Consider the following 23081-nt stretch of genomic DNA (forward strand, 5'->3'; position numbering starts at 1 on the left):
CCGGGCCTGCCGGCGGACGTCCTACCATGTGGCGTGCTCTCTTCGCTCTTCTCGGTGGCTACCGACAGCTATGACTTGGCGGTCCGCGAGATCCGGGACGAGTTCGGCCCCCGGGTGAAGGTCGAGCGGGTCAGCGGCGACCTCGGGCGGATCACCGAGAACGGGCCGCCGATCGAGGAGCTCGCCGCCGCCTGCAACGACGGGCGGATCGTCTTCATCCGGCATCTGACCACCGAGATCGCCGGCTTCGGCGTCAGCGAGGTGCCGCCGGGACACGAGTTGGCGGAGCTGATCCTGGCCGAACTGCCGCGCCATCCGCAGGCTCTCGCGGTACAGACCTGGACAGACGGACCAAGCAGCGGTGGCTCGTACTACCACCTGCTGGAGCCTGCGCTGACTGAGCGCGGGATCGAGGTCAGCCGAGCCGGTCAGGAGCTCGTCGTCTCCTGCTTCGCCTCCAAGAAGACCGTGCTCATCGGCCTCAACCGCCTGAACCTCAGCCTCTCCGACTGGCCCGGCGGCCGCATGCGCCTCGCACGCTCGGACGACCGGGTCTCACGCTCGGAGTTCAAGCTGGAAGAGGCGATCCAGACCTTCGACCTGCAACTCCCCCACGGCGGCAAGGCACTCGACCTGGGTGCCAGCCCCGGCGGCTGGACCCGGATCCTGCGCCAGTACGACCAAGAGGTCTGGTCCATCGACCCCGGCGACCTCGAGCGCCGGGTAGCCGCCGACCGCGGCGTCCACCACGTCGCCACCACCGCCGGCGAGTTCTTCCGCCGCAACCAGCTCCGCTTCGACGTCGTCGTCAACGACATGCGCATGGACCAGCTGATGAGCGCCCGCGTCATGCTCGACGCCATCCCCCACCTCCGCCGCGGCGCCCTAGCCGTAGTCACCCTCAAAGGCGGCGCCCGAAACCCCCTCGACGCCGCCCGCCGAGGCATGGACGTCCTCCGCAAGAACTACGACATCCACTCAGCCCGCCAACTCCACCACAACCGCAACGAGCTGACGGTGATAGCCAGAGCCAGGTGACTGCTACGTCACCTGGAAGTCCAGGGTTTTGGTCGCTTTGGGGCCGGCGTCCGTCGTGACGGAGATGGTCACGTGGTACAGCCCCCGGACCTTCAGCGAGTCCCTGCTGATGTCGATGCCGCTGCCGCAACTCTCTCCGCGCACGCTCTGCACGGTGGTGCTGCCTCGCTTGACCACCCACGTGGGGTAGCAGCCCTTGCCCAGTTGCTGCCCTGACTCGTCGTTGACCCTCGCATAAGCGGTTGGCGCCGACCCGGCGCGGTACTCGTTCGGCCCGATCTTGCCGTTGGTGGTCATCAGGACGGTGATCGCCAGGGTCCCCGGCGGCGGTACGCCGACGCTTGACGAGGTCGAGGAATCCGGCGACGACGTCTCCTCGGTCGGAGACGGGGTGACGGTCTGGGTGGTCGTCTCGGTCGCGGTGACCGTGGCGGTGGTGGTCTCGTGCGCCACCACGGTGGTCGGTGGCGGGGCCGGGTTGATGCTTTCCGGGAGCTTGCCGTTCTGGCCGGCGACGATGGTGAGCACGGAGCCGATCAGGGCTCCGATCACCGGGATGGTGGCGATCAACGCCGGATGCCGGTGCCAGGCATAGTCCTTGGCCGGGTCCTTCGCAGGCCCCTTGGCCGGGCCCTTGGCTGGTTTCTGGGCAGGCGCGGGCGCCTTGGTCTGATCCACTGTGGTTCCCCCCACATGCGAAAAAGTGAAGGCACCACCTTGGACCCAAACGGCGTGGGCGTCCATAGCGGAGAGTGACGGGAACAGCAGTAGGCGCCCGGGATGTTCCCGGGCGCCTCTGGGGCCCTACACGGAGGACGGCCTGGTGAGGCCGGTCGTACTAGCCGACTACGCGCTGAACCTTGCCCGCCTTGATGCAGGACGTGCAGACCTTCAGCTTCACGGGCGTGCCCTTGATGACCGCGCGGATCGGCTGGATGTTGGGGTTGAAGCGACGGTTCGTACGAGCCTTGACCCGACGGATCATCGCGCCCTTGCCCAGCCGGGCAACGCTCTTGCCGAACATCGGCTTCTTGTCGCAAATATCGCAAACTTTAGACATGATTCTCCGTGATTAGGGTCGAGACACCGACAGACCATGTTACACAGCTGCTGATGCGTCCACCAATTCGGTGTCAGCCGAGGTCCGCGGCTGTCAGCCAGGTCACATCCTGGGCCGACAGCTCCACCGACAAGCCAGGCAACGAGGTCCGCGTCTCGCTGAGCTGACGCGGGCCGATCAGCGGAAACACCGGGTACGGCTGGTGTAGCAGCCAGGCCAGCGCGATCGCCGTCGCACCCACACCATACTTGTCGGCCAGTTCCTCCGCGCGCCGGAGTCGCTCGAAGTTGCCGTCGGAGTAGAAGCAGCGCGCCAGCTCCTCGTCCGACCGGTCCTCCGGCTTGGCCCGTCCGGTGAAGAACCCGCGCGCCTGACTCGACCACGGGAACAGCGCGACCTGCCGCTCCCGGAGCCACGCCTGCGACTCGTCGTCACTGACATGACGGCAGCCGGCCCACGGTACGTCGTACGCCCGCGCCAGACTCAAGTGATTGCTCAGCAGCGTAAAGGCCTGCTTCCCCTGAGCCGCCGCATACGCATTGGCCTCGTCGAACCGAGCCGTCGACCAGTTGGACCCACCGAACGCCTTGATCCGCCCGGCCTGGAAATGCGAGTCCAGCACATCGACGAACTCCCCCACCGGGATCTCTTCGTTGTCCCGATGCATCAGGTAGAGGTCGACGTGGTCGGTCTGCAGCCGCTCCAGCGACTCGAACAGCTGCCGCGTGATCGACTCCGGATCGCAGTACGGCGTATGCGCACCCTTCCCGATCAGCACGATGTCGTCCCGGTTGCCCCGCGACTTCACCCACTGCCCGAGCAGCTTCTCGCCCCGCCCGCCGCCGTAGACGTACGCCGTGTCGAAGGTCGTCCCGCCGCGCTCGACGAAGTCGTCGAACATCGTCGCCGCGTGCGGCAGCGTCAACTGGTTGTCGACGCCCATCACCAGCCGCGACACCTGCTTGCCGAGCCCTGGTACCTCGCCGTACGTCATCGACGCATCGTCACGCCGTGCCAGCGGCCGCCCGGTGGTCGTCGGGATCAGGACGTCGTCGCGCTCGCTCGCGTACTGCTGCCCGATCAGCTTGCGCCACTCGTCCTGTACTTCGAGATTGCCCAGCGTGTCCGACCACGCCATCTCCGGCGCCTGGCGCGACTCGATCGCCGCCGCCACCGCGTCCGCCTCGGCCGTGTAGATGAAGGCCGGCTCCGCGGAGATGTCCCGCGGCTCCTCCCCCACCTTGTGCAGCGTCACGTGGGTCGGCTTGCCGTCGCCACCGAACCACGGGTCCTCGATCACGAGGTACCCCTCGCTGCCGAGCACCCGTACCCGGTTCTCGTCGTTGAGCCGGACGCCGGTGCTCACCTGAGCGGTCATCCCGCTGTCGAAGAAGAGCGTCGCGACCGACCATTCGTCCACCCCGGTCTCGCCGACCTGACCGACCGCGGTGACCGCCGCCGGATCGGCGTACGGGGCTCCGATGGCGGCGCCGGCGATCAGTCGCGCGTACGAGACCGGGTAGCCGCCGACGTCGAGGATGCCACCGCCGGCCAGGTCGTTGGCGAAGATCCGGCTCTCGGCGTTGAAGGACGCCTGGAACCCGAACGACGCCTGGATCTGGTGCACCTTGCCGACCGCGCCGTCACGGACCAACTGGGCGACCAGCTTGGTCTGCGGCAGGCAGCGGTACATGTACGCCTCCATCAGGAAGACGTCGTGGCGGATCGCGGCCTCGATCATCGCCGCCGCCCAGGACCGGTTGATCGCGAGCGGCTTCTCGCAGAGCACGTGCTTGCCGGCCTCTGCGGCCTTGATCGCCCACTCGGGATGCAGCGGATGCGGGGTGGCGATATAGACGGCATCGACGGTGTCGTCGGCGAGCAGGTCGCCGTACGACGCGTGCCGGTGCGGGATGTCGTACTTGTCGCCGAACGCGTCGGCCGAGGTCTGGCTGCGGCTTCCGACCGCGGCCAGTTCACCGGTCGCGGACGCCGGGATCTGGCTGGCGAACCTGGACGCGATGTTTCCGGTTCCCAGAATTCCCCAGCGGAGTTTGCTGTTCTGCACAGAGGTTCCCCTCATCGAGGTGCGGTCAATTGGGTCAGAATTTCATGGCACCGGCGGCGATGTCGGCGATGAAGTGGCGGCCTCCGATCAGGAAGACCCCGATCAACGGAATCACACTCATCAGGGCACCCGCCATCACCATGCTGTAATCGGTGCCATAGACGCCGTTCAGCTGCTGCAAGGCGACCTGCAGGGTGAGCTTGTTCGGGTCCGTCATCACGATCAACGGCCACAGGTAATCGTTCCAGACGTTGATGAACGTGAAGATTCCGAGGAAGGCCAGGCCGGGCCGCAGGACCGGCAGTCCGACGGTCAGGTACTGCCGGAAGAAGCCGGCGCCGTCGACCTTCGCGGCCGAGATCAGCTCGTCGGGGATCGCGCCCTTGGCGTACTGGCGCATCCAGAAGATGCCGAACGCGTTCGCGGCGCCCGGGATGATCAGCGCCTTCAGCGACCCGATCCAGCCGAACTCGGCCAGCGTCACGAACTGCGGCACCAGCGACAGCTGGGACGGGATCATGAAGGTCGCGAGCAGCAGCCCGAAGAGCAGGTTCCGGCCGGGGAACTCGTACTTCGCGAACGCGAACGCGGCCAGCGAGTCGAAGAACAGCACCAGCACGGTGACGCCGAGGCTGGCGATCAGCGTGATCAGCATCGAGCCGAAGAAGTCGATGTTGTCGAGCACGTGGCCCATGTTCTCGAACAGGTGCGAGCCGACGAACAGCTTCGGCGGGTAGGTGAAGATGTCCGAGGTGGTGTTCGAGGCCATCACGAGCATCCAGTAGAACGGGAAGATCGAGACCAGCACGCCGAACATCAAGACGACGTGGCCGACGACGGTACGGATTCTCTCAGTGCGCATCGGTCAGCTCCTTGTCCTGAGCCCTGTCGCGGGCGACCTTCGCGTCGATCCGGCGGGCGGCTCGCTTGGTGATCCGTTCGTCGTCGTTGCCGCCGATCAGCCGCCAGTTGATGATCGAGAACAAGACGATCAGGATGAACAGCGCCCAGCCGATCGCGGCGCCGTAGCCGAACTGGTGCTTGCCGAACGCGCTGTCGTACAGGTACGAAACGATCGTCAGACCGCCGTCGCCGGGGCCGCCGATCGCGCCGCTGCTGCCGAACAGCACCTGCGACTCGGTGAAGATCTGCAGCCCGCCGATGGTGCTGGTGACCGCGGTGAAGAGGATGACCGGACGCAGCAGCGGCACGGTGATCCGCCAGAACGTCTGCCGCGGTGAGGCGCCGTCCATCTTGGCCGCCTCGTAGACGTCGGACGAGATCGCCTGCAGACCGGCCAGGAAGATGATCGCGTTGTACCCGGTCCAGCGCCACAAGACGATGCTCGCGATCGCCACCTTGATCCCCCACGGCGCGCTCAGCCACTCGATCTTCTGCAGCCCGACCGACTGCAGGAAGGCGTTCAGCAGGCCGAAGTTGTTGCTGAAGACGGAGCCGAAGACCATCGTGACGGCGACCACCGAGGTGATGTTCGGGACGAAGTACGCGATCCGGTAGAAGCTGCGGAACCGCGTCGCGTTGTGCAACGCGTTCGCGATCACCAGGGCCAGCAGCAGCATCGGAACGGTCGAGATCACCCAGATGATCAAGGTGTTGGTGATGGACTTCCAGAAGCTCGGATCGGTGAGCAGATAGCTGTACTGCTCCAGCCCGACCCATTTCATCTGGCCGATGCCGTCCCAGGAGTGGAACGACAGCCAGATCGAGAACAGGATCGGGAACGCGCCGAAGACCGCGAACAGGATGAAGAACGGCGACACCGCGGCGTACTGCGGGAGCGCGCGACGGTACTTGCCCGGCGGCCGGTCCGGCGCTGTCTCCTTGGTGGACACCGCTGAGGTGCTGATCGCGTTGCTGACAGCCATCTCAGATCGCCCCCGCCCTGGTGAGTTCGCGCTTGACCTGGATCTGGCCGTCTTTCCAGGCCTGGTCGGACGACTTGCCGCCGACCTCGACGTTGACGAGTTCGGCCGCGATCGGATCGCGGATGATCGAGTCGTACGGGCTGAAGTACGCGCCCGGGTACTTCTTGGCGGAGTCGGCGAAGACGTCGACGATCCGCTGCCCGCCGAAGAACGGGTCGGGCGCGGTCAGCCGCGGGTCGGTGTAGCTCGCGGGCGTGGACGGGAAAAGTACTGGGTCCTTGAACGCCTCGGCCTGGTTCTTGGACGACTCCAGCCAGCTGATGAAGGCGAACGCGGCCGCGGGATCCTTGCAGTACTTCGTGATGGCGAGGAACGACCCACCACGGTTGCCGGCGCCGCCCGGGGTCGCACACACCCGCCATTGCCCCTTCGTCTTGGGGGCGGCGTTCTTGGGACCGAGCTGTGCCCACCAGACCGCACCGACGTACGCGACGAGCTGGCCGTTGGTGACGACCGCGTTGGCGTCGGTACTGCCCGACTGGGCGTTGGCCGACAAGCCGTCCTTGACCACCCGGACCGCCAGGTCCCAAGCCTGCCTGATGTGATCGCCGTCGCCGATGTACTGACCATCCGGGGTCATGTAGCGCTTGGTGAGCTGGGCGATCGCGTAGTCGAAGACCGAGGTGATGTTGTCGGTGATCGACGACCCCGGTACCGCCTGCTTGACCTTCTTGCCGAGCTGGATGAAGCCGTCCCAGTCGGGTGCCGCGGCCTGCACGTCAGCGGGCTCGGTCGGTACGCCGGCCTTCTCGAAGATGTCCCGCCGGTAGAACAGCGCGGTCGGGCCGGTGTCCATCGGGTAGGCCATCATCTTGCCCTGCGGTGTGATGCCGAGCTTCCACTTCCAGTCCAGGAAGTCGCCCTTGAGCTTGTCCGCGCCGAGCTCGTTGAGGTCGTGGAACTGGTCCGCGTTCGGGAAGTAGGTGGCGACGTCGTCGTTGATCGCCATGATGTCCGGGACCAGCGACTTGCCCGCCAGCGCGGTCAGCACCTTGGTCTTGTAGTCGCCGCCGATCCGGGTCATCGAGAGCTGCTTGCCCGCCGCGCCGGGGATCGCCTTCTCGGCCTCGCCGATCAGGGAGTCGTTGACCGAGCCGACCCAGGTCCACATGCTCAGCTGGTCGGCGGCCCCGAGCGAACTTCGTGATCCACAACCGGTCAACCCGGCCGCCGCGGCGCCCGCCCCGGCGCCGAGCACCAGGAACTGTCTGCGTGTCACTGTCATGAACCGCCTCACCTACACCTTCATCACTGACCGGTTGGGGAGTCCTCGTGTTCATTTCCGCTAGAACTTGTCCACAAATGTTCGGACATGCTTAAGGTAAGCGCATACCAACTGAACCGGTCAAGGGCTCATCCTGTGCCCGACCGAGCCAGTCGTGAACGCCAGTCTGGAACGACCGGGGCGCCTGACAGGATGGATGCCATGCCGCTTGTGGAGATCGAGACAGTTCTGTTCGACGCCGATGGAGTGATCCAGCAGCCGACCGTGGACTGGCGCGGGACGCTGTCGGGGTTCGTCGCGGCGGAGTCGGCCGACGAGTTCGTGCTCGACCTGATGGTCTCGGAGCGGCCTTCGATCGCCGGCAAGGGCGACTTCCGCGAGGCGGTCGCCGAGGTGCTCGAGCGCTGGTCCTCTTCCGCGTCGGTGGAGGACGTACTGCAGTTGTGGCACCGCTTCGAGGCCGACCCGGTGGTGGTCGGGTGGATCCAGGAGTTGCGGGCGGCTGGGATCGGGTGTCATCTCGCCACCAACCAGCAGTCGTACCGGCGGGCGATCATGAACGACGAGCGGCACTACGGCGACTGGTTCGACCAGAGCTTCTACTCGTGCGACCTCGGCCTGGCCAAGCCGGATCCGGCGTACTTCCGCGCGATCCTGACCGCGGTCGGCAAGCCTGCGGCGACGACGCTGTTCATCGACGACAACCAGCCCAACATCGACGGCGCCCGCGAGGCCGGGTTGCATGCCGAGCTGTACGACCTGTCCGAGGGGCACGAGGTTTTGCGTGCACTGCTCGCGCGCTACGGGCTGACGGTCTCCCTCGCGTGACCGCGGCTCAAGGGGCGGCTGACGAGGAAGAGCGCGACCAGTAGCGGCAAGGTGACCAGGAAGGCCGTCCGTAGGTCGACCACTCCCGCTAGTGCGGCCAGTACGGCCGGGGCGAGCAGGATGGCCACGCCCGACGCCGAGGCGCCGAGTGCTGCGAGCCGGGCCGAGCTGAGTCCCGGGGTGGCGACCAGTGCGGCCAGGGTGACCGGGTAGAGCGGTGCGACGCCGATTCCTGCCAGTACTAGGCCTGCTGTGACCACTGCCGGAGTACCGAACAAGCTGACCAGCAGCGTCCCAGCGACCGCCAGCAGTCCACCCGGCACGATCGGAGACCAGCCGCGGACATGTACCGGTCCTATTGCCCGCCCTACGGCCATACCGATCGGAAAGGCGCTCCCCAGCAAGGCGGCGCCGGCAATAGTCAGCCCCGAGTCCAACAGCCGGGCCACCGCCCAAATCACAAAACAAAACTCCACCGCAACCGCTAGTACCACCCGAGCCCACCCGCGCCCGACCTGCATGAGGACGCGGCGCTCCAACCGCTGCGGCGCTACGACGGCCTGTTCGTGAGTTACCCCCGGACGCGCAATGACAGCCAGCACCAGCAGCGGAGGCACAGCTACAAGCATCGCCAACCGCCCAGTCGAAACCACCTTGTCCGCCGCCCCAATAGCCAGCGGAGCCAAAATCCCGGAAGCGCTAGCGAACGCGTTAACGCGGGTCAGCTGAGCCGCCGCCGTTGGCCCGCTCAACAACAACGGCGCAATCAAAATCAGCAACGCCCCACCCAGCCCAACCCCCAGTCCCCCGGCGATCGCCAGCCCATACGTCGGAGCCACCGCGATCAGCACCCCGCCCACCGCACAAACAACCGCCCCAACCCGCAACACCACCCCGATCGCCAAGACTTTGAGCACCCGCGGCCCCACCACCGCCACCACCAACAACCCCACCGCAAACGCCGAAGACAACAACGCCAACCGATCAGCCGGCAACGCGAGATCCCGAGCCAGCACAGCCACACAGGCCCCCAACCCCGCCAGCAAAAACCCCAACGCCGAAAGCCCCACCCCAATCTCAACCCCAGCAGAAACCCCACCCCACCCACCCAAACCACCGCGCCCTACCCACCCGCCCGCAGCACCGGCCCCATCTCGCCCACCCGCAGCTCCGCCCCCACCCAGCCCGCCCGCGTCACCGGTTCCGGCTTGCATCTCGGGGCGGGTCGCCTCTGCGTTTCCGCTCCGTTCTAGGCGGCTCACTCCCCCGTCCGGTTCAGTAACTCGGCTAGGTCGTGCAGGTCGGCTAGCTGGATGTCGCCGTCTAGGCCCTTCAGGGCTGCGGTTATCGCGCCAGCGGCTCGGCCGGCCGCTAGACCGACCTCGGCGTCTTCTACCACCAGGCAGTACTGGGCATCGACGCCGAGTAGCTCTGCGGCGCGGAGGTAGCCCTCGGGGTCTGGCTTGCCTTGGGTGATGTCTTCGATGGCGATCAGGAGGGGCGGCTCGATGCCGGCGGCTCCGAGGCGGGCCTTCGCCAGTTGGTGGTCAGCGCTCGTCACGACCGCCCACGGAAGGGCGCGGCGGTCTAGGACGGCGAGTACTTCGAAGGCTCCGGGTGCGGCAACTACGTCGGAGAGGTCGTCGTACTGGAGTTCCATCTGGCGGGCGGCTGCTGCCAGCCAGGCGGCGCGGTCGAGATGCGGGAGCATTCGGACGGCGGTTGATTCGGCGGGAGCGCCGTGGGCCTGCGAGAGCACCTCCACCGGGTCTACGCCGTACTCCGCCGCCCAGGTCGTCCACGCGCGCTCGACAGACGCGTCCGAGGTGACCAAGGTGCCGTCCATGTCGAACAACACGGCTCGCAGTTGCCCCAACTCCATCGACGCCTCCATTAAACTCGTACTCCGAGCATAAGCCAGGGGGGACCCATGACGGCAAGAGGCGACGTGAAACCGGCAGTGCGACGCGGCCAGTGGCAGACGGCCGCCGACGTCCTGGCCCTCATCGCGCGCCAGCCCGGCATCACCCGCGCAGCCGTCGCCAGGGAACTCCGCCTGAGCACCAGCTCCACCACCGAGCTCACCGCCCGCCTCCGCGACCTCCACCTCCTCACCGAGACCCCTGCCCCGAGCCAGGGCCGCGGCCGGCCGACGACCGTACTCCGCCCGCATCCGCGGGGCCCGGTGGTCCTGGCGATGGAGCTGCAACTGGCCGACTGGCAGAGCGCAGTCGTGTCGCTGGACGGCGTACTGATCGAGCAGCAGTCCAAGCGCCACCGCAACCGCCGGCCTGACGCAGTACTGGCCGTACTGCGAGCCGAGGTCGAGCGAGCCAAGGCGCAGTACGGCGAACGCCTACTAGCCGTCAGCCTCGCAGTGGCGGGCACTGTCCGCGAGAACCGGCTGATGCAGGCCACGACGCTCGGCTGGAGTGAACTGGACCTCAGCCCGGTAGTAGCCGGCACCGGTCTGCCACTGCTCGTCGGGAACGACGCAACCCTCAGTGGAGTGGCCGAGGCGCGCACTGGAGCAGCAGCCGGGGCAGGGACCGCGCTGCACCTCATAGTCGAGGTGGGCGTCGGCGGGACGCTCATCCTCGACGGCATCCCGGCCAGTGGGGCGACTGGCGCCGGGGGCGAGTACGGGCACATGCCGTTCGGTGACCGCAGCCGCTCCTGCCCCTGCGGCGCCCGCGGTTGCTGGGATCTCGAGATCGACGGCCGGGCGCTCGCCCGCCACCTGGGCGATCCGGCGCCCGACGACCCCTATGCGTACGCCGAGGAGCTGCTCCAGCGCATCGCCGAGCAGCCCGTCCGGCGCGCCGTCGACCGGGTCGTCACCGCACTCGCGGAAGGGATCGCCGGCCTGGTCAACGCGAACGACCCCGCAGTGGTCACCATCGGCGGCCTGGCTATCCCCCTGCGCGCCGCGGCCCCGGCCGTCTTCGCCAATGCGTACACCGACGGCCTGATGACCTTCCATCGTTCCGCGCCGCCGCCGGTTCTCGACTCGACCCATCAGGAGACCGGCCCACTCCTGGGTGCGGCCGCGCTCGGCCTCGACCACATCACCACCGAGTCCACGCTGGCCCACTGGAATGACCGATTCTCCAGAACCTGATCGGCCGGATCTGGGCGGCAGGCGGCCGAGCCGAGCTCCACGTCTGGGCCGGCGGCTTCCACGGCTTCGACGCCGTCTTCCCGCAAGCCCAACTCTCCACCGAAGCCCGCCACACCCGCACCGCCTGGCTAGCCCGCACCCTCACCCGACTGCCCGCGACCAATCAGCCCAGCAGTCAGACCAGTCGTCGACCCACCAGCCGACTCAGTCTCTTTCGGCGGCAGCCGGATCCTCGGCATCGCCGGTGAACTGATCCCCGGCCTCGCCGCTCCCGATTCCGGCCTCGCCAGCCCCCGTCCCGCCGGTCCCGGTCTCCGACTCGGAGACCTCCACCCCGGTCCCGTCCTCAGATTCGGGCGTGGGCTCGGGCTTGGGGGCCGGGATGATTGGGGGTTCGAGGACGGCGAGGATTTTGATGATGTCGTGGCGGTGGTGCTGGATCTCGTGGGCGGTGTGGCGGATGATCCAGCTGAGCGAGCGGGGCGCTCGTACCGGGTAGTTGTAGAGGCCGAGCTTGCCCAGCTGTGGCGGCGTCAGCACCCGAGCAGCAGCCCCGAACTCGCGGGCGAACCGCATCAGCGCGGCCGCCACCTCCATCGGGTCCTGATCCTCGTACTTCTCCTGCTTCACCCGTCCGGTCCGGTCCATCGGCGCGTACACCGGCCGGTCCTCGGCCAGGCACTGCGCGATCCGGAAGCGCTGCGTCTCCAGTACGTCGCGCACGTGGCAGGCGTACTCGATCGCCGACCAGACCTCCGGCTCCGGGCGGATCCGTACGACGCCCGGATCCTTGCTCGCGGCCGCCTTGGTCAACGCCATGCTGCTCTCCGCCGACTGCCGGATCAGCGTCGTCACCGTGCCCTGCAGGTCACCCGTGTCGTAGTTGAATCCGCATTCGTCGCACAGTCCGTCCACCGGGGGGCGGCTCTTGGTCACTGATCACTCCTGTTTCGAAACTCCCACGCGTGGTCCACCGGCCCGATCCCACCACCGAGCGCGAAACCGGCCGCCACCGCCCCACTGATGTAGTCCTTCGCGGCGCCGACAGCAGCCGGTACGTCGTACCCGCGGGCCAGGTACGACGCGATGGTGCTCGCCAGTGTGCACCCAGTCCCGTGCGTGTGCTGGTTATCGGCTCGCGGCGCACTGAACTCCAGCCGTACGCCGTCCCCGTGCAGCACATCAACAGCCAACGAGCCGCTGTCATGCCCGCCCTTCACCAGCACCCAGGACGCCCCTGCGTCGAGCAGTACCTTCGCCGCGATCTCGCGATCCTCGAGACTGTGAACCTCGACCCCCGCCACTGGACCCAACTCGGTCAGGTTGGGCGTGAGCACCGTCGCCAGCGGAACGATCTCCGCCCGCATCGCCGTCATCGCGTTCCCGGCGAGCAACGCATCCCCATGCTTCGACACAGACACCGGATCCACGACCACCGGAACGCCGTCAGGCAACGTCCGCAGCAACCCAGCCACCACCCGAACCATCCCCGCCGACGCCAACATCCCCGTCTTCACCGCGTCGACCCCGATGTCGTCCACCACACTGCGGAACTGCGCCACCACCTGCTCCGCCGGCAACTCCCAAGCCCCCTGCACCCCAACACTGTTCTGCGCCGTAATCGCGGTAACCACGCTCATCCCATGCACCCCATTGGCCAACATCGCCTTGAGATCAGCCTGAATCCCCGCTCCCCCACCGGAGTCGGACCCGGCGACGGTGAGCACCCGCGGCGGCGCGGCATTCATAAAAGTTCCTCAGCTCCGGAAGTGGGTGTGGCCGGTGGGGCCGGTGTAGGGGGCGCCGTCGACGGTGACGGTGCCGGAGGGGTGGATTTCATTGCCTACGGCAACGGTGCCGATGACGGTCCAGGTGTCGGGGACGTCGGCTGGTTCGAAGGTGCCGACCAGGGCATGGTCCTCGCCGCCGGTGAGGACGAAGGTGAGGGCGTCGGCGCCGGTTGCCGCGGCGACCGCTTGGAGGGGTTCGGGGATGGTGAGGGCGGCGGAGCGGATGTCGATCAGGACCTCGCTGGCGACCGCGATGTGGGCGAGGTCGGCGAGCAGGCCGTCGCTGACGTCGCACATCGAGGAGGCTCCGGCCAATGCGGCGCGCACGCCCTCGGCGTACGGGGGTGCGGGCCGGCGATGCGCCTCGACGACGGTACGGGGCGAACGGAAACCACGGTTGAGGACGGCGAAACCTGCCTCGGCCCAGCCCAGCCGGCCGGCCACAGCGACCTCGTCGCCGGGGCGCGCGCCGGAGCGGAGTACCGGAGCTCGGCCGTCGAGGGAGCCGAAGGCGGTGACCGAGACGATGATCTTGTCCGACTGGACGGTGTCGCCGCCGACGATGCTCACGCCGAGCAGCTCGCACTCGTCGCCGAGGCCCTGCTGCAGCTCGAGCGCCCAGGCGGTCGGCAGGTCGGCCGGCCCGCCGAAGCCGACCACGATCGAGGTCGGCCGGGCGCCCATCGCGACGATGTCGGCCAGGTTCTGCGCGGCGGCCTTGCGGCCCACGTCGTACGCCGACGACCAGTCCTGGCGGAAGTGGCGGCCCTCCACCAGCAGATCGGTCGTGATCACCATCCGGCCGTCCGGCACGGCCACCACGGCCGCGTCGTCGCCCGGTCCTACCAGGACGTCCTCACCTTGGGGAAGGCTCTTGGTGGCGGCTTCGATGAAGCCGAACTCACCGGTGCTTCCCAACGTCTCTGTCACGTCAACAGACCTCCCATATGCCAGGGGCGAGTCTAGGCGGTACGGTGACGTGGCAACGACGAGTACGCCGGACCCTTGCGCAGTACTGTGGTCCCGACCAGCTGAGGACGACTGAGTGGAGAACGACGTGGTGGTCCAGGCCTACATCCTGATCCAGACCGAGGTCGGCAAGGCGGCCGACGTCGCAGCCCAGATCGCCGAGGTCCAGGGCGTCACCCTGGCCGAGGACGTCACCGGTCCGTACGACGTGATCGTGCGCGCCGAGGCCCGCAACGTCGACGAACTGGGCAAGCTGGTCGTGGCCAGGGTGCAGAACGTGCCCGGTATCACCCGCACGCTGACGTGCCCCGTCGTCCACATCTGATCCCGATCGCCGCGGTCCACGGTCGGCGCGCCCGTCTCGGTGCCGCGTCGGCCGTCATCGTGTTCGCGCTGGCCGGCTGCAGCCCCGGGCCGGCCAAGATCGCCGTACCCTCACCGGGGCCCGAGGTCGCTGACGCCTGTACCGCGCTCATCCAGGCGATGCCGGCGAAGGTCCTCGACGCCAAGCGCCGCAAGGCCGAGCCGGCGAGCGCGCTGACCACGGCGTACGGGGATCCGGCGATCGAGGTGACCTGTGGCGTCGCCCCGCCCGCCGGGATGGCAGCGGCCCAGTCACAGTGCTTCGAGGTGAACGGCGTCGGCTGGTACGCCCAGCAGGTCACCAACGGCTACCTCTTCACGACGATCGGCCGCAAGCTCTACCTCGAGCTGGCCGTCCCGAACAAGTACGCCCCCGAGGCCAACGCCCTCACCGACGTCTCCGACGCGGTCAAGGCGCACAACACCCTGATCACTCCCTGCACGTGACCGCCCTGGAAAAGTCAGTGCGAGTGCACGTCCGGTTCCTGTCGAGGGCATCGACGTAGCTGGTGAGAGGCACCAGAGTTGGTGCCAGGAGACGGGAGACACCGATGAAATACATGATCCTCACCTACGCCTCGCAGCAGGACTACGACGGCATGGGCGGCAAGGACACCGGCAAACCGGCCTGGACGAGCGAAGACTTCGCCGCGATGGGCGCGTTCATGGACAAGTTCAACGCCGACCTCGCCGAGTCCGGCGAACTGGTCGAGACGCGCGCGCTGGCCGCGCCCGTGCTGACGAGAAGGTTCGGCTCGAAGGACGGCGCGTCAGTGGTGACCGACGGCCCGTACGCCGAGACCCAGGAAGTCCTGGCCGGCTACTGGATCGTCGAGTGCGAGAGTTTCGACCGCGCCACCGAGATCGCCGCGCGGCTGGCCGACACCCCCGTGCCGGAGTTCGTCCGGGCCACCGCGTACGCCGATATCCGGCCGATCGCGGAAGGCCAGGAGGACTTGGTCGGCTGATGGCCGAGCCGGTGGCGGAGGAGCTACTGCGGGAGCTGGCGCCGCAGGTCCTGGGTGCGCTCGTCCGGCGCTACGGGCACTTCGACACCGCGGAGGACGCTGTCCAGGAGGCTCTGCTCACGGCCGCGCGACAGTGGCCGGAGCAGGGTCGACCGGACGATCCGCGTGCCTGGCTGATCACCGTCGCGTCCCGGCGGCTGATCGACCTGCTCCGCAGGGAACAGGCGCGGCATCAACGGGAGGACACGGTCTCGCAGTGGGTGCTTCCCGACGAATGGCTGGCGCCGGCCGCGGACAGGCCGGTCGAGGCTTCCGACGACACCTTGATCCTGTTGTTCCTGTGTTGCCATCCAGCACTGTCGGCCGCCTCACAGATCGCGCTCACCCTGCGCGCGGTCGGCGGGCTGACCACGACCGAGATCGCCCGGGCCTTCCTCGTTCCCGAGGCGACGATGACCCGACGGATCACCCGGGCCAAGCAAGGCGTGCGGAATGCCGGGGCCCGGTTCTCGCTGCCACCGGACCATAGCGAACGCCTGGAAGCTGTGCTGAAGGTCATCTACCTGATCTTCAACGAGGGCTACGCCAGTACGGCCGGGCCGGAGTTGCAGCGGGTCGAGCTGGCAGCTGAGGGAATCCGGCTGGCCAGGATGCTGCACGCATTGTTGCCTGATGACAGCGAGGTGACGGGCTTGCTCGCGCTGATGTTGCTCACCGACGCTCGCCGCCCGGGTCGGACGGGTGTGAACGGCGAGCTGATCCCGATGGCCGAACAGGACCGCTCACTCTGGCTCCGCGGCAGTCTTGACGAAGGTGTCGGGCTCATCACCGGAGCACTGCCCCGCGGGCCGGTTGGTGAGTATCAGCTACAGGCGGCGATCGCTGCGGTTCATGGCGAGGCACCGTCCTGGAGCGATACCGACTGGCCGCAGATCGTCGCGCTGTACGAGGTACTGCTGCGACTGAGCGACAACCCGATGGTCGCGCTGAACCATGTAGTCGCGGTGGCGATGGCGCAAGGTCCGGAGCGAGGACTGGAGTTGCTCGGTGAGATCGAGAGCGATCAGCGGATCGCCCAGGATCACCGGTTGCATGCCGTACGGGCCCACCTGCTGGAGATGTCCGGCGACCCGGCCGGCGCGCGGACGGCGTACGAGCTGGCGGCAACCCTGACCACCAGCCTGCCCCAGCAGCGCTACCTCAACGGGAAGGCTGCCGCAGCCAGCTCGAGCTGAGGTGTGCCCTTCGGGGCAGTCAGCGCAGGCCGGTGGGTCGGGTCATTGCGAGGGTGAGCAGGCGGTCGACGAGTTCCTTGTAGTCGACGCCTGAGGCCGCCCACAGTTGCGGGAACATGCTCTTCGGGGTGAAGCCCGGCATGGTGTTGATCTCATTGATGATCACCCGCTGGTCCTCGTCGAGGAAGAAGTCGACGCGCGCCAGCCCCTCGGCCTCGATCGCGTCGAAGGCGGTCAGCGACTGGGCCCGGATCTCCGCCGCGATGTGCTCCGGCAGGTCGGCCGGGATCGACAGCGCCGCGAACTCGTCGCCCTCGGGCAGGTACTTGGTCTCGAAGTCGTAGAACTCGTGCCCGCCACCCGAGACCGCGATCTCACCACAGACGCTGGCCGCCGCGGGGGCGTCGTTCAGCCCGCCCAGGACCCCGACCTCGATCTCGCGCGGGTGCTTGGCGGCCGCCTCGACCAGCACCTTCGGATCGTGCGCCCGCGCCTCGGCGACAGCGTCGTCCAGCTCGTCGAGGCTGTTCACCTTGCTGATCCCCAGGCTGGAACCGCCACGGGCCGGCTTCACGAACACCGGGTACCCGAGCTTGTCGACCGCCTCGCGGCAGGCCTGCGGGTCGCGGCTCCAGTCGCGGTCGCGGATCACGACGTACGGCGTGACCTCGAGTCCGGCGGCCGCGAAGACGACCTTCATGTAGTGCTTGTCCATGCCGACGGCGCTGGCGAGCACTCCCGAGCCGACGTACCGGATGTCCGACATCTCGAGCAGACCCTGGATCGTGCCGTCCTCGCCCCACGGGCCGTGCAGCAGCGGGAAGACGACGTCCACCTCGCCGAGCGTGTTCGGCACCTCGCCGGGTTCGTGGACGACCAACTCGCGATCCCCGCTGAACACCACCGGCATCGCGGTCACGTCGACCTCGGGCAGCTTGCCGTCGGTGATCGACAGCCGGTCGGGGTCGCCGCTCTCCAGCACCCAGTGTCCGCTGGCGGTGATACCGACCGGTACGACGTCGTACTTGTCCCGGTCGATCACCTGCAGCACGTTGGCCGCGGTGATGCAGGAGATCGCATGTTCGCTCGACCGCCCACCGAACACGACGGCGACCCGGGGCTTGCTTCGTTCGTTCGAGTACTGACTCACCGAGTCGACGATAGCGTCAGCTCAGCGGTCCCAGGTGACGGGTAGGGCGGTCACGCCGTACACGAGGGTGTTGTCCTTGTAGGTGATCTCCTCGAACGGCACGGCCAGTCGCAGCGTCGGGATCCGGGTGTAGAGGCGGGTGTAGACCTCCTGCAACTCGACCCGGGCAAGTTGTTGCCCAAGGCACTGATGTGCGCCGAACCCGAAGGCCAGGTGCCGGGAGGCCTTGCGGGAAAGGTCGATCCGGTCCGGGTCGGCGAAGGCCTGCTCGTCCCGGTTGCCCGACTGGATCGCGGCGATCAGGAACTCGCCGGCCTTGATCGTCTCGTCGCCGATCTCGATGTCCTCAAGCACGTGCCGGAAAAGGCCGAACTGGACGACGGTCAGGTAGCGCAGCATCTCCTCGACCGCTGACGGCCCCAGGTCGGGGTCGGCGCGCAAGGCGTCGAGCTGCTCCGGGTCGCGCAGCAGCGCGAGGGTGCTGAGGCCGATCATGTTCGCGGTGGTCTCGTGGCCGGCGATCAGCAGGGTGATGGCGAGCGTGACGAGTTCGGGCATCGTCAGCGGCTGGCCCTGGTCCTCGGCCCGAGTGATCAGGCGGGACAGGAGGTCGTCCTCACGGTTCTCGAGCTTGGCCGTCACGAGGCGGGCCATGTAGTCGTTGATTTCGTCGCTGGCTCGCATCACCTCCTCCTCGGGACGGTCGACCGAGACCAGGATTGCGCTGCGCGCCTGGAACTCGCTGCGATCGGCGTACGGGACACCGAGCAGCTCGCAGATCACCAGCGACGGGATCGGCAGCGCGAACGCCTGGACCAGGTCGACCGGTCCCTCGCTCGCCAGCATCGCGTCGATGTGTTCCTCGACCAGCTCCGCGATCCGGGGCCGCAGCGCTTGGATCCGCCGTACCGTGAACTCGCTGGTCAGGAGGCGGCGCAGGTACGCATGCCGCTCGCCGTCGGCCTGCAGGATCGACCCGGACTCGACTTCCCGATCCAGGTCCGCACCCGGTACTACGTGAGCCGACGGCGCGGACCGCGAGCTCAATCGCGCATCGGGCAGTACCGCGCGCACATCGGCGTACCGGGTGACGAGCCAGGCGTCGATACCGGCCGGGGTTGAGACCTTCGTCGGGCCGTCGGCCTCGCGCAGCTTGGTGAAGCCGCTCGCCGGGTCGAACGGACAACCGGCCGGACGGGTGGCGGGGAAGTCGGTCATCGGCAGGATCCTCGCTGTCTATGGTTTGAACACTGGCAGAATTTTGGTAGTAACTACCATATGACTGTATTGACCATTTGAACCCAGCTGTCGGCGTGTTCGGATCCGTTACGCTGCCCGCACGTACTAGCAAGGGGCACGGCTATGGGGCTTCGGGAGCTGAAGCGGGAACGGACCCGCCGGCTGATCTCGGACAAGGCGTTCGAGCTGTTCACCGACCACGGCTTCGGCCGGACGACGGTCGAGCAGATCGCCGCGGCCGCGGAGGTCGGGCCGAGCACGCTGTACCGGTACTACCCGACCAAGGAGACGCTGGTCCTGGAGTTCGTCGAGGACAGCATGTTCGGGGCGCTGAACTGGTTCCGCGAACAGCCCGCCGAGCTGGACCTGCCGGACGGCCTGCAGCGGGTGATCGAGCTGGTACTCGACCAGTTGGAGCGCAACCCCGACCGGGTCCGGGCCGTGTACGAGCTGGCCGCGGCGACGCCGTCGGTGGGTGCACGTCTGGCCGAGGTGACCTGGCGCTGGCGCAACGAGCTGACCGTGGAGCTGGCCGGGCGGCTGGCGGGTGACTCAGTGGAGTTCACCGCTGCACTGGCGGCGGGCGCGGTCATGAACATCATCGAGGTGGTCGTGCAGACCTGGGTGGACAACCCGGACGGCACGGAGGTCAAGGACCTGGCGCACGAAGCGATGGGCCTGCTCCGCGGTGGTGGGATCCCGCTGCCTACAGTGCAGGCATGACGCCTGACCTCGACCCCTCGACCGTTGTTCCCGCTGGCATGACGCCTGATCTCGACCCTTCCACCGTTGTCGTCCACGCCGGCCGCCCCGCTCGGGTGCCGGATGCTCCGCTGGGTGAGTCGCCGGTGTTCAGCTCGACGTACATCGCGGGTGGGAACCGGGGGTACGGGCGCTTCGACAACGACGCGTGGGCCGCGCTCGAGACGACGCTCGGGGCGCTTGAGGGTGGGCGCGGGCTGAGCTTCGCTTCCGGTATGGCGGCTGCGGCTGCTGTTTGCGACCTGGTGCCGGTGGGTGGGCGGGTGGTTGCGCCGCAGCACGCGTATAGCGGAGTACTGGCTCTGCTGGATCAGCAGGCGGCTACTGGGCGGCTGACCGTCACGCGGGTGTCGATCACTGACTCTGCGGCGGTGTCGGCGGCTGTGGTCGGTGCGGACATGCTGTGGATCGAGTCGCCGACTAACCCGGCTATGGAGGTCGCGGACATTCCACTACTGGCCGCGGCGGGGCGTGCTGCGGGGGCGACGGTTGTAGTCGACAACACCTTCGCGACGCCGCTACTGCAGCAGCCGTTGTCGATGGGGGCCGACATCGTGATGCACTCGGCGACCAAGTTCATTGCTGGGCACTCGGACGTAGTACTGGGTGCTGTCGTCACTGCGTCCGATTCCCTCTGGACTGCTCTGGAGTTGCGGCGCCGGAGCCTGGGGGCGATCCCTGGTCCGATGGAGGCGTTCCTGGCTCTCCGTGGGCTCCGTACGCTCGCCCTGCGTCTTGAGAAGGCACAGTCCAATGCAGCCTTCCTGGCCCAGCGCCTGCTGGAACACCCCCGGGTAAGCCTCGTCCGCTACCCCGGCCTGGCCGACGACCCCGGCCACGCTCTCGCCGCGACCCAGATGTCCGGATTCGGCGCCATCCTCGCCTTCGAGGTGGGCGGCGATGCCGCCTACGCCCAGAAGATCTGCGAGAGCACCACCCTCTGGGTCCACGCCACCAGCCTCGGCGGCGTCGAATCCATGCTCGAACGCCGCCGCCGCTGGGCCATCGAGGTCCCCACCATCCCCGAAGACCTGATCCGCCTCTCAGTAGGAATCGAACACCCAGCTGACCTCTGGGCCGACTTGCACCAGGCACTCAGCTAGCCCACGCGACTTGCCGAAGCTGACTGCGAGGGAGTTGCTGGCGGATCCGGCGCCCCGGGGCGGGCCGAAGCTGGTGAGCTGGAGTTGGCCGGGGTGCTGGTGTTGATGGCTCCTGTGCACGCCGACAGGAGGTAGTCGGCTAACCGAGGTGCTGCTGCGCTTGAACAAGCGGTCGCACAGCACCGATCGGCGACTACCTCCTGTCGGCGTGCACGGAATCTCTCAGCGCTTCATTACCGAGGCTGAGGCGACGGTGATGGCGCAGAGGGCGACCGGGAGGATGAAGGCGATGTTCAGCGGCATCCAGTGAGCCAGGCCGCCGATTAGGGCGGGGCCGGCCAGGAGGCCTACGTAGCCGAGGCCGACCACCTTGGCCATCAGGGCTCCGGAGGCTCGGGTGTCGAGGTTGCCTGCTGCGGTGAAGAGTTGGGGGACGCCGCCGGAGAGGCCTAGGCCGAAGAGGGCCCAGCCGGCTAGGGCGACCGGCACCCACGGGACCACGATGACGGTAGTGAGACCGATGGCGGCCAGCAGGGCGCCGTACCGGACTATGGCTGCTGGGCCGACGATTGCGGCGACTCGGTCCGTGGCGAAGCGGCCGATGGTCATGGCGACGGCGAAGGCGCCGTACGCGTAGGCCGCGGTGCTGGTCGACGTACCGAGGACGTCTCTGAATTGCAGTGCCGCCCAGTCGTTGGCAACACCTTCCGCAAGCATCAGCGCGAACGCCAACGCGCCAAGCTTCCACACCAGCTTGCTCGGTGGAGCAACCCGCTCCGGCTCATCGGCAGCGGCCTCCGGCTCGGCAGGCGCCTCGATCAGGAAGCGACCGGCAGCGAGCGAAACGATGATGACGACCACCCCGGACACGCTCAAAGACACAGCAGTCGGTACGTCCGCCTTCAACGCCGCCGCTCCGATCAGCGCCGCGAACGCACCACCGATCGACCACATCGCATGGAAGGCAGCCATGATCGGCCGCGGGTACGCCCGCTCGACGACAACCGCCTGCGAGTTCATCGCGACATCGATCGACCCGTTGCCGAATCCAACCGCCAGCAACGTCAGCCCCAGCGTCCACCAACTGTTGGCCAGCCCCGGACCGAACAACGAAATGCCCAGCAGTACGCCAGCAGCAGGCACCAGCCGGCGTTGACCAAGCCGGTCAGCCAGTGGCCCCGCCACCTGCATCCCGATGAACGCCGCGCCACCCAGGATGAGCAGCAACAGTCCGAGCGTGCTGTGCGAGATACCGGTCGCGTGCTCGACGTTCGGGATGTGCACGACCCACATACCGACCGAGAAGCCGTTCAGGCCGAAGTAGATCCACGTGGCCACCCGGGCCGCGCGCGGCGGCGCGGCAGTGGCGGTATCGACGCTCAAGAGAGCCCTTCTACGGTTGGCTGTGTCATTTCCAGGTGGGCAACCTCGACCAGTACTCCGCGCTGCGCGAGCAACGTGCGGGACTCCTCGGGTGCGGTGGAATCGGTGATGATCAGGTCGGGACGGTCGGCCGGGCAGACATACGCGAGCGCAGCGCGATCCCACTTGGCGCCGTCTGCCAGCACCATCGAGCGCGTGGCCACCGCCATCGCCTGCTGCTTGACCTCAGCATCCCCAAGGTCGAACGCGGTCATCCCCGCATCCAGGCTGAACGCGCACGGGCTCAACACCGCCACGTCGAACCGCAAGGCCCGCAGCGAAGCCAGCGTGAGGGGCCCGACCATCGCCAACTCCCCCGGCCTCGGCTCGCCACCCGGCATCAGGAGCCGCACCCGCGGAGCATCGATGAGCTCCTGCGCGACATGCAGCGACAGCGGCATCACCGTGACCGCGCGATCGCGGAGCAGCTTGGCGACCTCGAGAGCCGTCGTACCGCTGTCCAGCACGATCGTCTCGCCGTCCTTCAGGTGCTCGACCGCGGCCCGCGCGATCGCCTGCTTCGACCCCACCTCGGCGGTCGCCCGCGCAGCGAACGGCGGCTCGATCCCAGTCGGCATCGCGGCGACCGCGCCACCGTGGACGCGCTTGAGCACACCCTGCGCCGCGAGGTAGTCGAGATCACGCCGGACCGTCATGTCCGAGGCGCCTGTCGCGGTCACCAGTTCGGCGACGCCGACCCGGGTTTCGACCCTGAGACGCTCGACGATGACCCGCTGCCGTTCCGTACTCTTCACCTGAGGAAAACTATCATCGGCATGTTCATTCAAACAACC

At 67.7% G+C, this 23081-nt stretch carries 24 protein-coding genes; 9 read left to right on the forward strand and 15 right to left on the reverse strand.

Annotation, left to right across the window (positions count from 1 at the left end; all coding sequences use genetic code 11):
- Positions 1-33 precede the first annotated feature (33 nt).
- Positions 34-1038, forward strand: a complete 1005-nt coding sequence (locus OHA70_RS37995; protein ID WP_328326410.1) for an SAM-dependent methyltransferase — start codon at positions 34-36, stop codon at positions 1036-1038.
- Positions 1039-1041: 3 nt separating this feature from the next.
- On the opposite strand, the gene OHA70_RS38000 is transcribed toward OHA70_RS37995, so the two are convergent.
- From OHA70_RS38000 to OHA70_RS38025, 6 genes are all read right to left on the reverse strand, one after another.
- Positions 1042-1716 carry a hypothetical protein gene (locus OHA70_RS38000; protein ID WP_328326412.1) on the reverse strand — a complete coding sequence of 225 codons (675 nt, stop codon included), beginning with the start codon at positions 1714-1716 and terminating at the stop codon, positions 1042-1044.
- 160 nt (positions 1717-1876) lie between these two features.
- Positions 1877-2098, reverse strand: a complete 222-nt coding sequence (gene rpmB / locus OHA70_RS38005) for a 50S ribosomal protein L28 (RefSeq protein ID WP_328326414.1) — start codon at positions 2096-2098, stop codon at positions 1877-1879.
- 73 nt (positions 2099-2171) lie between these two features.
- Positions 2172-4181, reverse strand: coding sequence for an aldo/keto reductase (locus OHA70_RS38010; RefSeq protein WP_328326415.1), 2010 nt, complete (start codon positions 4179-4181; stop codon positions 2172-2174).
- Between the two features lie 19 nt (positions 4182-4200).
- Positions 4201-5028: a carbohydrate ABC transporter permease gene (locus OHA70_RS38015; protein WP_328326417.1), complete on the reverse strand. Its 828-nt coding sequence runs from the start codon at positions 5026-5028 to the stop codon at positions 4201-4203.
- Positions 5018-6052 carry a carbohydrate ABC transporter permease gene (locus OHA70_RS38020; RefSeq protein ID WP_328326419.1) on the reverse strand — a complete coding sequence of 345 codons (1035 nt, stop codon included), beginning with the start codon at positions 6050-6052 and terminating at the stop codon, positions 5018-5020. The genes OHA70_RS38015 and OHA70_RS38020 overlap by 11 nt, the downstream gene beginning before the upstream one ends.
- Before the next feature lies 1 nt (position 6053).
- Complete coding sequence (locus tag OHA70_RS38025) at positions 6054-7337, reverse strand: ABC transporter substrate-binding protein (protein ID WP_328326421.1); 1284 nt, start codon at positions 7335-7337, stop codon at positions 6054-6056.
- A 201-nt stretch (positions 7338-7538) separates the two neighbouring features.
- On the opposite strand from OHA70_RS38025, the gene OHA70_RS38030 reads away from it, so the two are divergent.
- Positions 7539-8165 carry an HAD family hydrolase gene (locus tag OHA70_RS38030; RefSeq protein WP_328326423.1) on the forward strand — a complete coding sequence of 209 codons (627 nt, stop codon included), beginning with the start codon at positions 7539-7541 and terminating at the stop codon, positions 8163-8165.
- Here the strand turns inward: OHA70_RS38030 and OHA70_RS38035 are convergent.
- Complete coding sequence (locus OHA70_RS38035; protein WP_328326425.1) at positions 8138-9187, reverse strand: MFS transporter; 1050 nt, start codon at positions 9185-9187, stop codon at positions 8138-8140. The two genes, OHA70_RS38030 and OHA70_RS38035, sit on opposite strands and share 28 nt — an antisense overlap.
- A gap of 236 nt (positions 9188-9423) precedes the next feature.
- Positions 9424-10047: an HAD-IA family hydrolase gene (locus OHA70_RS38040; RefSeq protein ID WP_328326427.1), complete on the reverse strand. Its 624-nt coding sequence runs from the start codon at positions 10045-10047 to the stop codon at positions 9424-9426.
- Positions 10048-10095: 48 nt separating this feature from the next.
- Between OHA70_RS38040 and OHA70_RS38045 the strand changes: the two genes are divergently transcribed.
- Entirely contained in the window at positions 10096-11286 is a 1191-nt protein-coding gene (locus OHA70_RS38045) for an ROK family transcriptional regulator (RefSeq protein ID WP_328326429.1), read from the forward strand.
- 204 nt (positions 11287-11490) lie between these two features.
- Here the strand turns inward: OHA70_RS38045 and OHA70_RS38050 are convergent, their stop codons facing one another.
- Genes OHA70_RS38050 through OHA70_RS38060 form a run of 3 tightly spaced genes read right to left on the reverse strand, consistent with a single transcriptional unit; the run spans position 11491 to position 14006 of the window.
- A complete protein-coding gene (locus OHA70_RS38050) occupies positions 11491-12222 on the reverse strand; it encodes a DinB family protein (RefSeq protein WP_328326431.1) in 732 nt (243 codons plus the stop codon).
- Positions 12219-13034 (reverse strand): bifunctional hydroxymethylpyrimidine kinase/phosphomethylpyrimidine kinase, encoded by an 816-nt coding sequence (gene thiD / locus OHA70_RS38055; protein WP_328326433.1) that lies wholly within the window; start codon positions 13032-13034, stop codon positions 12219-12221. Before thiD ends, OHA70_RS38050 begins: the two co-directional genes overlap by 4 nt.
- A 9-nt stretch (positions 13035-13043) precedes the next feature.
- On the reverse strand, positions 13044-14006 hold the full coding sequence (locus OHA70_RS38060; RefSeq protein ID WP_328326435.1) for a thiamine-phosphate kinase: 963 nt from the start codon (positions 14004-14006) through the stop codon (positions 13044-13046).
- A 127-nt stretch (positions 14007-14133) separates the two neighbouring features.
- On the opposite strand from OHA70_RS38060, the gene OHA70_RS38065 reads away from it, so the two are divergent.
- The 4 genes from OHA70_RS38065 to OHA70_RS38080 all read left to right on the forward strand — a co-directional run bounded on the left by OHA70_RS38065 (position 14134) and on the right by OHA70_RS38080 (position 16611).
- Positions 14134-14370: an Lrp/AsnC family transcriptional regulator gene (locus tag OHA70_RS38065; protein WP_184806149.1), complete on the forward strand. Its 237-nt coding sequence runs from the start codon at positions 14134-14136 to the stop codon at positions 14368-14370.
- Positions 14349-14855, forward strand: coding sequence for a DUF3515 domain-containing protein (locus tag OHA70_RS38070; protein ID WP_328326437.1), 507 nt, complete (start codon positions 14349-14351; stop codon positions 14853-14855). The genes OHA70_RS38065 and OHA70_RS38070 overlap by 22 nt, the downstream gene beginning before the upstream one ends.
- Before the next feature lie 104 nt (positions 14856-14959).
- On the forward strand, positions 14960-15376 hold the full coding sequence (locus tag OHA70_RS38075) for a YciI family protein (protein ID WP_328326439.1): 417 nt from the start codon (positions 14960-14962) through the stop codon (positions 15374-15376).
- Complete coding sequence (locus tag OHA70_RS38080; RefSeq protein WP_328326441.1) at positions 15376-16611, forward strand: RNA polymerase sigma factor; 1236 nt, start codon at positions 15376-15378, stop codon at positions 16609-16611. Before OHA70_RS38075 ends, OHA70_RS38080 begins: the two co-directional genes overlap by 1 nt.
- A 19-nt stretch (positions 16612-16630) precedes the next feature.
- Here the strand turns inward: OHA70_RS38080 and OHA70_RS38085 are convergent, their stop codons facing one another.
- Positions 16631-17761: a D-alanine--D-alanine ligase family protein gene (locus OHA70_RS38085; protein ID WP_328326443.1), complete on the reverse strand. Its 1131-nt coding sequence runs from the start codon at positions 17759-17761 to the stop codon at positions 16631-16633.
- Positions 17762-17782: 21 nt separating this feature from the next.
- Positions 17783-18979, reverse strand: coding sequence for a cytochrome P450 (locus OHA70_RS38090; RefSeq protein ID WP_328326445.1), 1197 nt, complete (start codon positions 18977-18979; stop codon positions 17783-17785).
- 144 nt (positions 18980-19123) lie between these two features.
- Here OHA70_RS38090 and OHA70_RS38095 point away from each other — a divergent pair, with 144 nt between their 5' ends.
- Together OHA70_RS38095 and OHA70_RS38100 are read left to right on the forward strand one after the other, a co-directional pair.
- On the forward strand, positions 19124-19723 hold the full coding sequence (locus OHA70_RS38095; protein ID WP_328326447.1) for a TetR/AcrR family transcriptional regulator: 600 nt from the start codon (positions 19124-19126) through the stop codon (positions 19721-19723).
- A complete protein-coding gene (locus tag OHA70_RS38100) occupies positions 19720-20865 on the forward strand; it encodes a trans-sulfuration enzyme family protein (RefSeq protein ID WP_328326449.1) in 1146 nt (381 codons plus the stop codon). The genes OHA70_RS38095 and OHA70_RS38100 overlap by 4 nt, the downstream gene beginning before the upstream one ends.
- Before the next feature lie 222 nt (positions 20866-21087).
- Here the strand turns inward: OHA70_RS38100 and OHA70_RS38105 are convergent, their stop codons facing one another.
- Complete coding sequence (locus tag OHA70_RS38105; protein ID WP_328326451.1) at positions 21088-22248, reverse strand: MFS transporter; 1161 nt, start codon at positions 22246-22248, stop codon at positions 21088-21090.
- Positions 22245-23042, reverse strand: coding sequence for a DeoR/GlpR family DNA-binding transcription regulator (locus OHA70_RS38110; RefSeq protein ID WP_328326453.1), 798 nt, complete (start codon positions 23040-23042; stop codon positions 22245-22247). Before OHA70_RS38110 ends, OHA70_RS38105 begins: the two co-directional genes overlap by 4 nt.
- Positions 23043-23081 lie beyond the last annotated feature (39 nt).

Origin of the sequence: Kribbella sp. NBC_00382, assembly GCF_036067295.1 — a bacterium.
Taxonomy (GTDB): domain Bacteria; phylum Actinomycetota; class Actinomycetes; order Propionibacteriales; family Kribbellaceae; genus Kribbella.

Bases quoted from the DNA above. Each gene is read 5' to 3' on its own strand.
- rpmB (WP_328326414.1), bottom strand. From the start codon at position 2,098: ATGTCTAAAGTTTGCGATATTTGCGACAAGAAGCCGATGTTCGGCAAG.
- OHA70_RS38010 (WP_328326415.1), bottom strand. From the start codon at position 4,181: ATGAGGGGAACCTCTGTGCAGAACAGCAAACTCCGCTGGGGAATTCTG.
- OHA70_RS38015 (WP_328326417.1), bottom strand. From the start codon at position 5,028: ATGCGCACTGAGAGAATCCGTACCGTCGTCGGCCACGTCGTCTTGATG.
- OHA70_RS38020 (WP_328326419.1), bottom strand. From the start codon at position 6,052: ATGGCTGTCAGCAACGCGATCAGCACCTCAGCGGTGTCCACCAAGGAG.
- OHA70_RS38025 (WP_328326421.1), bottom strand. From the start codon at position 7,337: ATGACAGTGACACGCAGACAGTTCCTGGTGCTCGGCGCCGGGGCGGGC.
- OHA70_RS38030 (WP_328326423.1), top strand. From the start codon at position 7,539: ATGCCGCTTGTGGAGATCGAGACAGTTCTGTTCGACGCCGATGGAGTG.
- OHA70_RS38040 (WP_328326427.1), bottom strand. From the start codon at position 10,047: ATGGAGTTGGGGCAACTGCGAGCCGTGTTGTTCGACATGGACGGCACC.
- OHA70_RS38045 (WP_328326429.1), top strand. From the start codon at position 10,096: ATGACGGCAAGAGGCGACGTGAAACCGGCAGTGCGACGCGGCCAGTGG.
- thiD (WP_328326433.1), bottom strand. From the start codon at position 13,034: ATGAATGCCGCGCCGCCGCGGGTGCTCACCGTCGCCGGGTCCGACTCC.
- OHA70_RS38075 (WP_328326439.1), top strand. From the start codon at position 14,960: ATGAAATACATGATCCTCACCTACGCCTCGCAGCAGGACTACGACGGC.
- OHA70_RS38080 (WP_328326441.1), top strand. From the start codon at position 15,376: ATGGCCGAGCCGGTGGCGGAGGAGCTACTGCGGGAGCTGGCGCCGCAG.
- OHA70_RS38090 (WP_328326445.1), bottom strand. From the start codon at position 18,979: ATGACCGACTTCCCCGCCACCCGTCCGGCCGGTTGTCCGTTCGACCCG.
- OHA70_RS38095 (WP_328326447.1), top strand. From the start codon at position 19,124: ATGGGGCTTCGGGAGCTGAAGCGGGAACGGACCCGCCGGCTGATCTCG.
- OHA70_RS38100 (WP_328326449.1), top strand. From the start codon at position 19,720: ATGACGCCTGACCTCGACCCCTCGACCGTTGTTCCCGCTGGCATGACG.